This is a genomic window from Arthrobacter sp. UYNi723, assembly GCF_054057635.1.
In genome coordinates, this window is record NZ_JBSRZM010000015.1 from 1 (window position 1) to 12,830 (window position 12,830).

Here is a 12,830-nt window from a genome sequence, read left to right on the forward strand (position 1 = left end):
AGCCGCTGGATGCCGGCCAGCGCGGTGTTCTCACCGACGGCGGTCACGCGGACCCGGACGGTGTTGTCAGTGGCGACGGTACCGGCCACCACTTTGTCTCCTGGAGCGCGGGGCACGGTTTTGGATTCGCCGGTGATCATGGACTCGTCGAATTCGGCCTGCCCGTCCACGACGGTGCCGTCGGCGGGCATACGGGCGCCGGAGCGGACCAGGACGATGTCGCCTTCACGAAGTTCGGAGACGGGTACGGTCTCCGTGCCAGCGTCGGTGATGCGGTCTGCTTCATCCGGGAGCAGGGCCGCGAGGGCGTCCAGGGCGCCCTGCGCGGAACCGAGGGCCCGCATTTCAATCCAGTGGCCCAGCAGCATGATCGCGACCAGCAGCGCCAGTTCCCACCAGAAGTCCAGGTCGAACCCGCCGAGGCCCAGGCTGGTGACCCAGGACGCTGCGAACGCAACAGTGATGGCCATCGCGATCAGGAGCATCATTCCCGGGCGCCGGGTCTTCAGTTCCTGCAGGCCGCCTTTGAGGAACGGCTGGCCTCCGTAGAGGAAAATCACCGTTCCCAGCACGGCCGGGATCCATGTCGAGCCGGGGAATTTCAGGGGCTCATAGCCCAGGAGGTGGCCGACCATCGGGCTGAAGTAGACCACCGGCACGGACAGGACCAGGGTGAGCCAGAACCTGTTTTTGAACATGGCGGTACTGTGCCCGGCGTGCTGCCCATGGCTGTGGACCGCGTGGTCATCGGCGGCGCCGTGCTCCGCGTGGGAGTGCCCGGTGTGCTTGGCCGGAGGACTTGCCACCGCCGTCGCCTGGCCCGGTACGGGCCGTGGGGCCTGGTGGCCGGCGTGGTCCACGCCGCCGTCGTGATTGTTGTGGTTTTCCATCGTTGCCCCTCCTGTGTGGGGAAGTCTTCCCAAAGGAGGCCGCCAGGGCTGTCCTCAGGGTGGGAGTTGGACTACCTGCTGATGAGGCTGTACCCGGCTGCGGCGACGGCGTCCCGGACCTCAGCGTCGGTATGGGCGCCGGAGACGCTTAGCCGGGATGTCCCTCCGGGCACCAGCTCGACGGCGGCTGATGTCACGCCGTCGAGGCCGGACACCGCCTTTTCTACGCTCTGGACGCAATGCCCGCAGGTCAGCCCCTCGACGGAGTAGTCGCTGCCTTGAACTGCCGGCGACGCCAGGGTCCGGGAAGAGGTGGAGCAGCAGCTGCATCCGGACGGTTCAGCGGCCACGAGGGGCAGTCCGGTCCGGGTTTCGGGTGCACACATGTCAGTTCGGTCCTTTGCAAGAGAAATCATGGGGAGGCGCTGGGGTTGAACGGCTGTGGCGGCCGGAAAGCGCATCGGCCTGGACAAACCACTTCACTGACAACACCCGAATAATACCCCTATGGGGTATATTTGGCAAGGTGGATGCCGGCGTCCCCCCGCGGAAATCGAACAACCGGCGTGAGCGGCCGGGCCCCGGCGCACCCCCTGTTTAGACCGGTAGGCCGGGCTCGAGTTGCATTATCGGGCCGGGGTCCTCCGCCCTCGACTGGCCCCGCTATTCAAATGTGACAATTGGGGCAGATGTCCTGTACGGTCGAACCCGTGCCGGTTTTCTCCGAGGGCGGCACTCCCGAGCTGATTGCCGAACTCTGCCGCTGCCCGGGATCCTTTCGCATATTTCGTCCGGCAGAGACGGGGAACCCAATTTTTGGCTTGCTTCGGGCAGGCCTTGGGGTGAAGCCGCTGTACTGCCTTCGCGCAGGAACATGCGGCCGGGTGTCTCCCATCCGAATCCGACAGCTCACCTCGTAGGCATTGGGAGAGGCCTCTTCATGTCTACGCTCAAAACCCATGGCCGCCGCCGCGCCGCCATCACGCCCACCAGCCCGCTCACCGGATTGACCAAATCCATGGCCGCCAACGCCGGAACTGTCGGACGTCAAGCGGCCGTTATCGCTGCCGCTTCCGGTCTGGTCCTGACCAGCGGCATCGCCGCCCAGGCGGCAGAAGCACCCCAGCAGCGGGACGCGGAGCCGACGTCGAACCTGGAAATCACCAGTCAGGCACCTGCTCAGTTCAGCGCCGATGCCACGGTCACAATTTCCTACGAGCGCCCGGAAATCAGCACCACGCCGGCCCCCGTCGTCGAGGCACCTAAGCCTGCAGCCGCCCCCGCGGCCGCGCCGGCAGTTTCCGCCGCGCCGGCGAAAGCAACGATCACCGTAGCCCCTGCTGCTGCGCCAGTGGCTGCTCCGGCCGCGGGAGGGGTGAACGCGGCCATGGTTTCTGCTGCTTACGCCCAGATCGGCATGATCCAGGACTGCACCAGGCTGGTTGAACAGGCACTTGGCGCCGCAGGGATTCCCGTCGGCGACCTGGGTCCGATGGATTTCATGAACTACGGCACAGTCGTGACGGACCCGCAGCCCGGGGACATGGTGATGCAGCCCGGACACGTGGGTATCTATGTTGGCAACGGACAGGTCCTCAGCTCCGGGCTGAACGGCAAGAACGAAACTGCCGTCCACCCCCTGACGTGGATGACGGCCAAAGGCTCTGTCACCTTCGTCCGCGCGGGCTAAATAGGAACGTGAAGGCCGGTGATTCGGTGCCTTGGGGGCAGCGCATCACCGGCCTTCTCCATGCCCGCGCAGGATCGGTCACCTCGCGACAGGCACCGTGATGCCTATCAGCGGACGGGTGTGGACGCCGGCATGACCGACGTCCCGGTCGTCTTCTGGCCGGAGAAACGGCGCAGCCGCAAGAGTTGCTGACAACCAGGACGGAGCTGGCTGCCATTGCGGCTCCGCGATCATCGGATTGAGCAGACCCAGGGCCGCGACCGGGATGCCGACGGCGTTGTAGAAGAACGCCCAGAGCAGGTTGGTCTTGATCGTGGCCAGCGTCCGCCGGGAGAGCTCGATGGCGTCCGCGACCTGGCCCAGGTCGCTTCCCATCACTGTCAGGTCCGCGGCCGCGATCGCAACGTCGGTGCCGCTGCCCATCGCGATGCCCAGGTCAGCCTGTGTCAAGGCGGCGGCATCATTCACGCCATCACCGGCCATCGCCACTGTGGCCCCGCCGGCCTGCAGCCGGCGGACGGCCTCTATCTTGCCCTCGGGCAGGACTCCGGCCATCGCATCTTCCGCCGGGATGCCACCTCTGCGGCCACAGCAGCGGCGGCCGCGGTATTGTCCCCGGTCAGCAGGGCGGGCCGCAACCCCAGGGATTTCAGCAGTCCGATCGCGGCAGCGGATCCTTCTTTGACCGTGTCGGTGAGGCTGATGATTCCCTCGGTCTCACCATCAATGCCGACCCAGATGACGGTCGCGCCGGAGGCCTCCCTCGTCTGCAGCGCCGCGTAGTTGTCTGCGGCGGGAATGATGCCGTTATCCTCCAGCCAGCCGGCACGGCCGGCAACCACCCGCCGGCCCTCCACGGTCCCGCGGACGCCCCCGCCCGGTGCGCTGTCAAAGCCTGTGACGGGCAGCAGCGGGGCGTTGGCCTTGGCTGCACGGGCGATGGCATGGGCGATCGGGTGTTCGCTGGCGGCTTCGACGGCTCCTGCCAGGGCAAGAATCTCCTCCCCGGTCGCCGAGGTGAAGGACTGTACGGAGGAAACGGAAAGTTGTCCGCTGGTCACCGTTCCGGTTTTATCCAGCACGATGGTGTCCACTGTCCGGGTGTCTTCGAGGACCTGCGGGCCCTTGATGAGGATGCCCAGCTGTGCGCCTCGTCCGGTCCCGGTCAGTAGTGCCGTCGGGGTGGCCAGGCCCAGGGCGCAGGGCGCAGGGCGCAGGGCGCAGGGGCAGGCGATCACCAGGACCGCGACCGCGGCGGTAAAGGAGGACTGCAGGTCAGCGGTGGCAAAGAGCCACGCCGCGAAGGTGATGGCCGCGATGACGAGGACGACGGGGACAAAGACTGAGCTGATCCGGTCAGCAATCCGGGCAATCGGGGCCTTGCCGCTCTGGGCCTGGCTGACCAGCTTTCCCATCTGCGCGAGGGTGGTTTCGCTGCCCACACGGGTTGCCTTGACCAGCAACCGTCCGTTGGTGTTGATCGTCGCCCCGATGACGGTGTCATCGATTCCGACTTCCACCGGAAGTGAATCACCGGTGATCAGGGAGGTGTCCACGGCGCTTTGGCCTTCGATAACGTATCCGTCAGTGGGGACTTTTTCGCCCGGGCGGACGACGAAGACATCGCCCGGCCGTAACTGGTCGGCGGCGATCCGGGTCTCGACCCGGTTGCGGAGAACTGTTGCTTCCTTCGCCCCCAGATTCAGCAGCGCCCGCAGCGCGTTGCCCGCACGCTGTTTCGCGCTGGCCTCCAGGTATCGGCCCAGCAACAGGAATGTCGTGATGACGGCGGCGACCTCGAAGTACAGGGGATAGGCACTCATGTCCATGCCTGGGTGCTCGGTCAGGGCAGGGTCCGCGAAGAGTTGCCAGGCCGAAAACAGGAAGGCGGCACTCACCCCGATTGAGTCCAGGGTGTCCATGGTGGTTGCCAGATGTCTGGCGTTGACTGCTGCGGCTCGGTGGAAGGGCCATGCGGCCCAGCTGACCACGGGCAGGCTCAGTGCAAAGGCCACCCAGCCCCAGTCGGGAACTGTGCTGCCGGGAACATGGAAATGATCATTACCGGCAGGGTGAGAATAGCAGCGAGCAGCAGCCGCGGACGCAGGGCGGCGGCTGCTGCAGAGGCGGGCTGAGCCTCATCGTTCAGCCCACTCAGGGCCGGGTCATCCTCAGGCCCCAGGCCGCGTCCTTCGCCTGTCCCGGGGTGTGCTTTGAGTCGTGCCGAGTAGCCGGTGGCTGTGACCGTATCGATGATCTGTTGGTCCGTGATGGAGTCGGGAAACGGTGACCTGTGCGGATTCCAGGGGAAGGTTCACACTGGCCTCGACCCCGTCGAGTTTGCCAAGTTTGCGTTCGACCCGGGCGACGCGCGAGGCGCAGGTCATGCCTTCGATGTCGAGTTCGATGATGCGGGTCCTGGTAAAGGTTTCGGCGTCCATCCTTAGGTCCCGCTGCTGACCAGGACGTCGCCGGCTTCCGTGATGGCTTCACCGATCTGTTCAGGCTCCAGTTCGGACGCCGAGGTGATGGTGGCAACTGAAAGTCCGTCCTTGTTCAGTTCGACGGCTACGTCCTTGACGCCGTCGAGTTTCTGAAGCTCTTCGGTGACGGAGGCAACGCAGTGGCTGCAGTCCATGCCCGAGATGTTGACCGTTGTGTTGATGCTCAAGGCGATTTTCCTTCGTTGCTAGCGCAGCAGACGCCCGATGGCCTCTGTTGTTTCCTTGACTTTCGCCCCGCCGGCTTCGTCGGATTCCGCCGCGGCGTTGACGACGCAGTGGCCAATGTGTTCTTCCAGCAGGCCCAGACTGACCGCGTGCAGAGCCTTGTTCACGGCCGCGACCTGGGTCAGGATGTCGATGCAGTACGAATCCTCATCGACCATCCGGGCGATGCCGCGCACCTGCCCCTCAATGCGTTTGAGCCGGCGCAGATACGCGTCCTTCTCGCTGGTGTACCCGTGGTCAGCCGCTGCGGCGGTGCCGGTGGCCTCAGTGACGTTCTGGCTGATGGAAATTCCTTCACGCATACCAACAACACATACCCCCTAGGGGTATAATTTGCAACTACCCCCTTGGGGTATAGCGCGCGCACGATTTACGCCTGCAGAGGTGCTATGACTGACCCGAAGGCCGGGGTCTCCTGTGACAGAAGGCCAATGCAGGTTTCGCCGGTGTGTCAGCATTGGGGGGTGACGCTGAGCAAATCGCCGGCCTGATGCGAACCTGTCAAGCAGTGTCGCCAACCCGTGAGGACTACAGAACCGTATGAGCAGCGATGACCACGAAGATTCCCTCCCCACGCCTCCTGGAGGGGCACCAGCCGGCAGTACGGGGATGCCGCTTGCGGCCCGACGGATTGTCCTGATCGGCGCAGCCTGCGTGCTGGTGGGGATTCTGGCAGGGCGGTTCGTCTTTGGCGGCCTCGTCCTGGCTTCGGCAGGAACCGGAACCCTGGCCGTGGCGCTCTCCTACAGCGCCGGCCTCAGATGGTTCTCTCCATTGTCGTGGCTCGTCAGCATCGCCGGCGCGATCTGGACAGCAGCAACAGCCGGGTACTGGTGGGTCATTACCGCGGCCGCCGACGCATCTGCGGCCGCGCCGGCCATCGCTCCCGCCCTGTTCTACATCGGCGTCGGGGCAGTCGTCACCATGGCGGCCGGCCTGCTTGCGGCGACGATCCTGCGGATAGTCCGGTCCCGGGGAGGTAGGCCGGCGCCGGAGCTGACGAAGGAACCCGGGGAAGGACACGGCGCGGCCGCTCAGCCGTAGGCTCAGCAGGGCGAATGACAGGGGCACGACGTGCGACACGTTTGCTCGACGGGCACGCCACAACATGGCGCCCCGGCGGTGGGCGCCTCCCTTCGGCCCGGCATGCTCCTGACGTCATGCCCGGCGTCCCGACAGCGGTCGGGGCGGGGAAGGGACTGTCTTCCCGATGCCTCTGGACCCCGTGATGATGGTCAGATGCCCGGGCGCCCCGGAACCTACTGCAGACCGTACTCGAACTCGTCCAAAAGCCCGGCCCGCCCGACCAACGCAGCGGGAGTTGCTCCTGCCGTCGGCTTGAGGGGGCTCTGCACCAGACCTCCTAAGGGAATGTAGGTGAAACTAGGTGAAAGTGGTGAAAACTTCTGCGTCGTGGCCCGGCAAGTCCATGGCCCGGAAGCCGAAGGGTAAGGCCGGTGGCATCTGGGCCATGACCGGGGACGAGCATTATGTCGAGCACGCGCCGTAAGGCGTGGCTGTCCTTTCTCAATTTAGTTGGCCACCTTGACGTGGGAAAAGGCCAGATAAATTGAGACGGATGGGGTAGGAACCGTCTCAATTTAGTTGGCCATTCCGTATCGAACGCTCGGCGTCCTTGTCCCACGGGGGTGAGGTCAGGGGAAGCGGGCTGAGGCCCGGTGTCGCTGAGTGGAGTGCCGAGGCCGGTGGGCTATCTTCCCCAGATTCTCCAGGCTTGAGCCAGTGTCGTGCTGTATGGCGTAGTGCCTGCCATACGGGAGGGATTCCTCTCGATCTCTCCGGCGATTGCGTTGAATATGGCGGTGATCCGGTGGGCTACGCGCCATGATTCGTTGTCCTCGGCCTGGGGGAACATCCCCGTACTGGCTTTGACGCTCACGGCGTGGCGTTCACGGGCACGGAACCCGGGTTGGAGCATCCCTGTGTTGAATCCCGGGTCCGTGACAAGTCGGGCGATTCTGACGGTTTCGGGGTAGGTGAGCAGGTTGGGGTTGGAGGTGGCGACCCGATGATTCCGCTCAGCCATCTCGGATTGAGCGATCCCGGTGATCGCGCATTCGCGCGCCCATTGCATGATGGGGGATCGGACGAGGACGCCGCGTGGGGCAAGGACCCGGCGGTAGTGGCGTTCGGCGGCGACGAGTTCGGGCAGGGCCCGGATGTCGTGCTGTGGGGTGCCGAGCCAGCGCCGGTGTCCGGCGCAGACCCACCCGATGCGCGGCAGCCGCCCGGTTCCGCCTGATCCTTGGGTGCAGCGCAGGCAGAGCATGCGGTCGATGACGTCGGCGCCGTCGATCACGGCGGGCGTTGCGAAGGCGTTCTCGTGAAGCGCGCCGAGGCTGCGCCAGGCCTGCAGCCTTTCCGGGGTCCGGCGGTGGCTGGGCTTGGGGATGGATCCCGCTTCGGAGAGCGAGCGTTCGATCTTCTCGACGGTCGTGCCGTTGCGGGCGGCGTGGCGGGAGGCGTAGCTGATCAAGCCCTCGCCGCCGAAGATCCTGGTGGGGACGGGGAGCGGCTGGATCGTCATTGGGCCCGCTGCAGCCCGCGTTTGTGGCTGCCGGCGGACATGGCTGCACGTGTGTGGTGGTGTTCTTCGGCGGCGTAGTCCGTGGCTGTGGCCTGGAGGCGGCGACGGTCGATCTTTTCGGTGCCGTCGATGATCGCTCCGATGGCCGCGTCCGACAGGAGGGCGCGGAGGCCGCCGATGCTCCCGCCGGTGCGGTCCCACAGGTATGCGGCTTCCTCGGCGAGGGACTCGGGTTCGTGCTCGGCAAGCGGGAGGAGGTCCTCGACGCCGAGGACGAGTTCGGTCCAGGCCTCGCGGTCTGCCTTGGATCCGTTTCCGTAGGGACGCATCTGATGCATGATCATCCTGGCCTTGATCTGCCTCCCCATGTCCCCGGCGAACAGGTCCGTGGTGGGCAGGTCGATGCCGGCGTAGAGGAAGGTCGCGTCCAGCCGGTCGGCGAACTGTTTGAGGGTGCTGGCCGCCTCGGCGCCGGCCTGCCTGTTCGTCGTCAGGTTGTGAACTTCGTCGACGACCACCAGCGATGTCCCCAAGGTGCGCAGCACACCCACGACGTGCTCGGTGACCAACTGCGCGGTGGACCGCTGGGGCACCGGTAGGCCGAGCCAGCTGGCGAAGGCCTGCATGAGCATCCTCGGTGTGGTCGCTGGGGGGACCACAGCGTAGACCACCGGGGCGAAGGACACGTCATCGATACGATCGAGGCGCCTGCGCTCGGCTTTCTCATGGCGCTTGCCGATCAGCAGCGCGGCGGTGGACTTGCCCATCCCGGCCGCCCCGGAGACCGCAAGCCCTCGCCGCGCCGTGGCGGTGGTGGCCGCGTTGCGCGCGAGGATGATTCTGGTCTGCCGGGTAAGGGCATGCGTGTCCGTGGTCTCCAGCACGGTGTCGGCCGCCAGCCAGCCGAAACGTTCCCGGTCGTAGGCATCCTTCTCCTCGGGGGAGAGTGCTTTGAGCTCCTTGCGGGAGAGCCGCTCCGGCTCGATCGGGGCGTGGTCGACGAACTGGCGCCAGGCGGTCAGGGAGTCGGGGGTCGCGATGGCTCAGTCCTCCAGAAGGTCGATACGGCGGGCATGACGACGCGGACGCGGACGCGGACCCGCAGGTGCGATCGCAGCCGCCGCGGACGGGGCAGCGGCGCCCGGTTCGGGCTTGGGTTCTTCTTCAGAAACAGGGGTCAGAAGCCGAAGCGGAGCCGGATCCGGAACGCTCGACGGCGAGGCGCTGGCTCGCCTGGCGGCCCGGGCCTCGGCCCGACCTGCCGGGGCGGTCATGATGCGATTGACCTCTGCGAGCAGGTCGGCGCCGGGGATGCTGCCGGAGCGCCTGTCCAGGGCCTTTTTCGCGGCGGCGAGGACGTCGAGGGAGAACGGGCCGGCGAGTTGGCGTGCCATGGTCCATTCGGCTTCGATCCAGACACCCCTGCGGTGGTCGCGGACATGGATGGACTGCAGCCGGTAGGGATCGTAGCGGATCTCCCAGCGTCCGTTCGCGGGGGCGGGCAGCCCCGAGTGCACGCCCCGGTATTCGTGCAGGGCGGGATTGTCGTAGTGGAGGTTGTGGAAGTTGATCCCGTACGGCTGGATGGTGCGCCAGTCCAAGGGCAGCAGGGCGATGTAGTCCTCGCGGGTGAGCGTGACCGGGATCTGCGGGGCGACGCCGGAGAGCGCGGCGAAGGCCTCGTTCGGGGTCAGGTCCTTCTTTGGCATGGCCGGGTGGCGCAGGCCCGGGTGCGGGCGGTTCTGCCAGACGGCGACGAGCCACCAGTCAAGCAGGTTCTGGACATCGGCCAGGCTGAATCGTGCCTCGGCGGCGGGGTCCTTGCCGCGGCGGACGACGTTCGGGCCGGTGTAACCGGCGAGGTATTGCGTGAAGCCCGAGTTGACCCCGGCGAAGAAACGCTCGATGTGGGGCTTGTCGGTCCCGGTCCGCGGTGCGGCCTTGGTCAGGCTGATCTGGAGGCGTTCGCACGCGCTGGTGAACGTGGCGCCGATGTAGACCTTGCCCCGGTCCACGGTGATCGACTCTGGCACGATGACGGGCTTGGCAGCGATCGCGGAGCGGACGTCCGCGCCGCCAGGGATCATGCCCTGGGGCAGGACCGATCGGGAGTAGCCCAGGGCTGCGTCCCAGCCGGGCTGCAGCGGCAAGGGGGTCATGGCCCTGGCCAGCAAGACCGCGGCGTCGACTGCCTTGGTCGCCTCGGGGCGCAGGACCGCCGCCAGAGGCGTCCGGGTCGCGATGTCCAACGCCACGGTCAGGTCGGCCTTGCCCGTGGACCCGTCGGGGTAGATGAGCATCAGGTCCAAAGGGCTGGAGTCGATCTCCACGAGTTCCCCAGGCCGCGCGGGCGCCTGCCGGCCCCATGTCCGGTCGGGCCGGCTGGCCTGGGTCCTGCGGGTCGTGGCGTTGCCGAACGAGTGCCGGGACTTCTCCAGTTTGGCCAGGATCCGGTAGAGAGTGGCGGGGGACGGGACCGTCAGGCCCTGCCGCTCGGCGAGGGCACGGACTCGGGTCACGGCGCGGGACCGTGTCCCGGTGGACGTGTTGGTCTGCCCTGCGATCTCGGCCTCAAGCAGCGCCACGAGCTCCGGGTCGGCCCAGCCAGCCAGGGTGCTCTGACGTGTGTTGCGCCCGTCGGCAAGTCCGGTGATGCCCTGCTTGCGGTAGGCGGCGACGTGGCGGCGCAACGTACGGGCCGCGATCGGCGTGCCCGCGGCGGCGAGCTCGGCCGCCTTGGCCTCGATGCGGCGCAGCAGCGGGTTGGCCAGGTCGTACTCCGGCTTGGGCGCCGTCCCGGGGGCGGCGTCCGGCGGGGTCCCGTTGACGAGCTCGTAGACGTGACGGTGCAGCAGCTCAGCCTGCGCCCGGGCGCCGGGCTCGAGCGTTTCGAGCAGCGCGACACCGGCCAGGGACGGCAGGCGAGCGGGCGCGTCAGGCAGGTACGAGTCGTCGGCAAGCAGCTCGGCGACCGGCAACCGGCGGATGCGGCCGGTGGAGAGATTCTTCAAAGCCAGCTCGGCGCCGTCGTGGGCCGCCACTTGCCAAGAGGCGCCGTCGAACTGGATGAAGTCGAACAGGCGCACAGACTTCACGACGCGGCCTCCCGCGACCTGGCGTCCCAGGCGGAGCCCGCCTTCGGTGCGACACCCAGGGACACCCGCGTGTTTTGCGTGAGCAGGGCGTCGAGGTCGACGGCCAGCACCCCCGTGAACAGCAGGTGGAGCGCCTGCGCGCGGACGATGCCCTCGTCGGCGCCCAGCGCCTTGGCTGCCCGCCGCACGCCCCCGGTCAAAGAGGCCTCCGGGTTGAACGAGCCGACCAGCACGGCCGCTGCGGTGCCGTCGGGGGCGAAGCGGTCCTGGCGGTAGCCAGCGAGCCACCGCAGATTCGACGCCAGCGGCTCGGCCAGACCGGTGAAGACCTCGTACTCCCATCCGGCCGCCGCGCAGGCTTCGCGGGTCAGGCCGAACTGGCGCTCCGCGGACCGGACACGGCCTGCAGGCTTAACGTCGACGACCCGGCCCGTGCCATCCCGCAGCCGGACGAAGAAGTCGGGCACGTGCCCCCGGGAACCCTCGGTCCCGCGCGGCCACAGGAACGCGAACGGCTGGGACGCGACCCCAACGACATCCCGGTCATGGTCCGCCGAGAGCAGGAAGTCGCGCTCCAGCAGGCTCTCGAACCCAACATGGGACCGGACCGTACTGGACCACCATCTGCCCTCGTAGTTCCGCTTGCCCTGCCACGAGAAGAACGCCCGCACGGGAAGCGCCGACTCAAGCCCGAGCGATGCAAGAGCCCCAGAAAGCGGCGTATTCGCCATACGCCCGTCCAGGCGCGCCAGCACACGGGTCCCGTCCGTCATGTTCGAAGGCAGCGCCCTCAGCGGCTTAACAGCATCCATGGTGGCCAGATTAACTGAGACAAACCCCAGAAATCCGTAAGTGGCCAGGTAAGTTGCGAAAATGGCCAACTAAATTGCGACAGGACAGTGGCAGTGCGGGACTTTAGCAGAGGGTTCTCCGCGACGGCAGACATAGAATACATGTAATATAGTTGAAGCTACAACTATATTACTTGACATAATGTAGATTATCGGCGTCATCGGAGAGCGGAGAGTGGCCTACATTAAGCCGACGTTTAGTGTCGATTGCCAAGGTAGTTGGCCAATTGACGCGATAGTTGGCCAATTTTGTCAGGGGGCTGGCCAGTGCCGCCCTGATGGCAGCGCTGAGCGTCCACGACGTTGAATTCCTTCTGGCCCGATCTAATGAACGAACCTGGCAGCGGATTTTGGCCAACTCCGCTGGCAACAGGGTTCTGTATGCGACCCTGAATTGAAGGCAATTCTCTTGGCCAACTACCTGTTGCGCTGGCCAAGTAGGCTGGCAAGCCACATTTAGCGGGCGCCTCCGGGGCTTCAGTTTGATGTTGCCGCACGTCAGGTCCGGCTGGTCGCCCTGTGACCCAGACCCATGATTTATGCCTCATACGACACGCCAGTGATTGGCCTGTTCCGCGCCGGGCAAGGCAACGTTTAAGTCACCGGTCGGCGCGCACGCCGAAAATATCGCCCGACGTGCTCTTGCGTGTAGTAATTCCCCAGATGGCAACGCCTTTGCGTTTCCGCAGGCCGTATCCAACTCCGGGCAGGGCGCATCCCCATGGGAATGCCCGTTCCGTACTCCCATGGAGTGGCTCTTCTCCATGCGCAGAAAAAATCTGCTGGCTGCCGGCATGCTCACGGTTCTACTCGCCACCTCGGCGTATGGCGCCGTAACCGGCGTCCCAAACGCATCCGTTCAGTCATCGGGGCTGGCCAACGCCGGCGTTGAAGCCAGCTCCAGCACCCAGCCCGACAAGCTGGCGGACAATTCGCCGGCCCCCGCTGTTGTGTCCGGAACACCGGCCGGCGGCACAGGAAACGGCTCTCCGGCCAGCCCGGCCATTGTCTAATCCCGTGTGCTCGC

The 12,830-nt window shown here is 66.3% G+C and carries 11 protein-coding genes, 1 pseudogene and 1 riboswitch; of the genes and pseudogenes, 3 read left to right on the forward strand and 9 right to left on the reverse strand.

Annotation, left to right across the window (positions count from 1 at the left end):
• A partial coding sequence (locus ACVWY0_RS12720) for a P-type ATPase actuator domain-containing protein (RefSeq protein ID WP_485837018.1) occupies positions 1-890 on the reverse strand: 890 nt, incomplete at its 3' end.
• A 71-nt stretch (positions 891-961) separates the two neighbouring features.
• A complete protein-coding gene (locus tag ACVWY0_RS12725) occupies positions 962-1,306 on the reverse strand; it encodes a heavy-metal-associated domain-containing protein (RefSeq protein ID WP_485837019.1) in 345 nt (114 codons plus the stop codon).
• 322 nt (positions 1,307-1,628) lie between these two features.
• Positions 1,629-1,827, forward strand: a riboswitch (cyclic di-AMP (ydaO/yuaA leader).
• A 3-nt stretch (positions 1,828-1,830) separates the two neighbouring features.
• Between ACVWY0_RS12725 and ACVWY0_RS12730 the strand changes: the two genes are divergently transcribed.
• Positions 1,831-2,580, forward strand: a complete 750-nt coding sequence (locus tag ACVWY0_RS12730) for an NlpC/P60 family protein (RefSeq protein WP_485837020.1) — start codon at positions 1,831-1,833, stop codon at positions 2,578-2,580.
• Here the strand turns inward: ACVWY0_RS12730 and ACVWY0_RS12735 are convergent.
• The 3 genes and pseudogenes from ACVWY0_RS12735 to ACVWY0_RS12745 all read right to left on the reverse strand — a co-directional run bounded on the left by ACVWY0_RS12735 (position 2,558) and on the right by ACVWY0_RS12745 (position 5,611).
• Positions 2,558-5,021, reverse strand: a pseudogene (locus ACVWY0_RS12735) (heavy metal translocating P-type ATPase). The gene ACVWY0_RS12730 and the pseudogene ACVWY0_RS12735 sit on opposite strands and share 23 nt — an antisense overlap.
• Before the next feature lie 2 nt (positions 5,022-5,023).
• Positions 5,024-5,251 carry a heavy-metal-associated domain-containing protein gene (locus ACVWY0_RS12740; protein ID WP_485837021.1) on the reverse strand — a complete coding sequence of 76 codons (228 nt, stop codon included), beginning with the start codon at positions 5,249-5,251 and terminating at the stop codon, positions 5,024-5,026.
• An 18-nt stretch (positions 5,252-5,269) separates the two neighbouring features.
• The gene (locus ACVWY0_RS12745) at positions 5,270-5,611 is read right to left on the reverse strand and encodes a metal-sensitive transcriptional regulator (protein WP_485837022.1); all 342 of its coding nucleotides are present in this window, start codon (positions 5,609-5,611) and stop codon (positions 5,270-5,272) included.
• A 238-nt stretch (positions 5,612-5,849) separates the two neighbouring features.
• Between ACVWY0_RS12745 and ACVWY0_RS12750 the strand changes: the two genes are divergently transcribed.
• The gene (locus tag ACVWY0_RS12750; RefSeq protein ID WP_485837023.1) at positions 5,850-6,353 is read left to right on the forward strand and encodes a hypothetical protein; all 504 of its coding nucleotides are present in this window, start codon (positions 5,850-5,852) and stop codon (positions 6,351-6,353) included.
• Positions 6,354-7,020: 667 nt separating this feature from the next.
• Here ACVWY0_RS12750 and ACVWY0_RS12755 read toward each other — a convergent pair.
• The 4 genes from ACVWY0_RS12755 to ACVWY0_RS12770 all read right to left on the reverse strand — a co-directional run bounded on the left by ACVWY0_RS12755 (position 7,021) and on the right by ACVWY0_RS12770 (position 11,764).
• The gene (locus tag ACVWY0_RS12755) at positions 7,021-7,857 is read right to left on the reverse strand and encodes a hypothetical protein (protein ID WP_485837024.1); all 837 of its coding nucleotides are present in this window, start codon (positions 7,855-7,857) and stop codon (positions 7,021-7,023) included.
• Positions 7,854-8,741 carry an ATP-binding protein gene (locus ACVWY0_RS12760; protein WP_485837025.1) on the reverse strand — a complete coding sequence of 296 codons (888 nt, stop codon included), beginning with the start codon at positions 8,739-8,741 and terminating at the stop codon, positions 7,854-7,856. Before ACVWY0_RS12760 ends, ACVWY0_RS12755 begins: the two co-directional genes overlap by 4 nt.
• 159 nt (positions 8,742-8,900) lie before the next feature.
• The gene (locus tag ACVWY0_RS12765) at positions 8,901-10,952 is read right to left on the reverse strand and encodes a transposase (protein WP_485837026.1); all 2,052 of its coding nucleotides are present in this window, start codon (positions 10,950-10,952) and stop codon (positions 8,901-8,903) included.
• Entirely contained in the window at positions 10,949-11,764 is an 816-nt protein-coding gene (locus ACVWY0_RS12770) for a TnsA-like heteromeric transposase endonuclease subunit (protein ID WP_485837027.1), read from the reverse strand. The genes ACVWY0_RS12765 and ACVWY0_RS12770 overlap by 4 nt, the downstream gene beginning before the upstream one ends.
• Before the next feature lie 803 nt (positions 11,765-12,567).
• Between ACVWY0_RS12770 and ACVWY0_RS12775 the strand changes: the two genes are divergently transcribed.
• Positions 12,568-12,816: a hypothetical protein gene (locus tag ACVWY0_RS12775; protein ID WP_485837028.1), complete on the forward strand. Its 249-nt coding sequence runs from the start codon at positions 12,568-12,570 to the stop codon at positions 12,814-12,816.
• Positions 12,817-12,830: the final 14 nt, after the last annotated feature.

What these genes read in the sequence shown, in the direction of transcription:
- ACVWY0_RS12775 (WP_485837028.1), top strand. Translation starts at nt 12,568, where the DNA reads ATGCGCAGAAAAAATCTGCTGGCTGCCGGCATGCTCACGGTTCTACTC.
- ACVWY0_RS12745 (WP_485837022.1), bottom strand. Translation starts at nt 5,611, where the DNA reads ATGCGTGAAGGAATTTCCATCAGCCAGAACGTCACTGAGGCCACCGGC.
- ACVWY0_RS12725 (WP_485837019.1), bottom strand. Translation starts at nt 1,306, where the DNA reads ATGATTTCTCTTGCAAAGGACCGAACTGACATGTGTGCACCCGAAACC.
- ACVWY0_RS12770 (WP_485837027.1), bottom strand. Translation starts at nt 11,764, where the DNA reads ATGGATGCTGTTAAGCCGCTGAGGGCGCTGCCTTCGAACATGACGGAC.
- ACVWY0_RS12755 (WP_485837024.1), bottom strand. Translation starts at nt 7,857, where the DNA reads ATGACGATCCAGCCGCTCCCCGTCCCCACCAGGATCTTCGGCGGCGAG.
- ACVWY0_RS12730 (WP_485837020.1), top strand. Translation starts at nt 1,831, where the DNA reads ATGTCTACGCTCAAAACCCATGGCCGCCGCCGCGCCGCCATCACGCCC.
- ACVWY0_RS12750 (WP_485837023.1), top strand. Translation starts at nt 5,850, where the DNA reads ATGAGCAGCGATGACCACGAAGATTCCCTCCCCACGCCTCCTGGAGGG.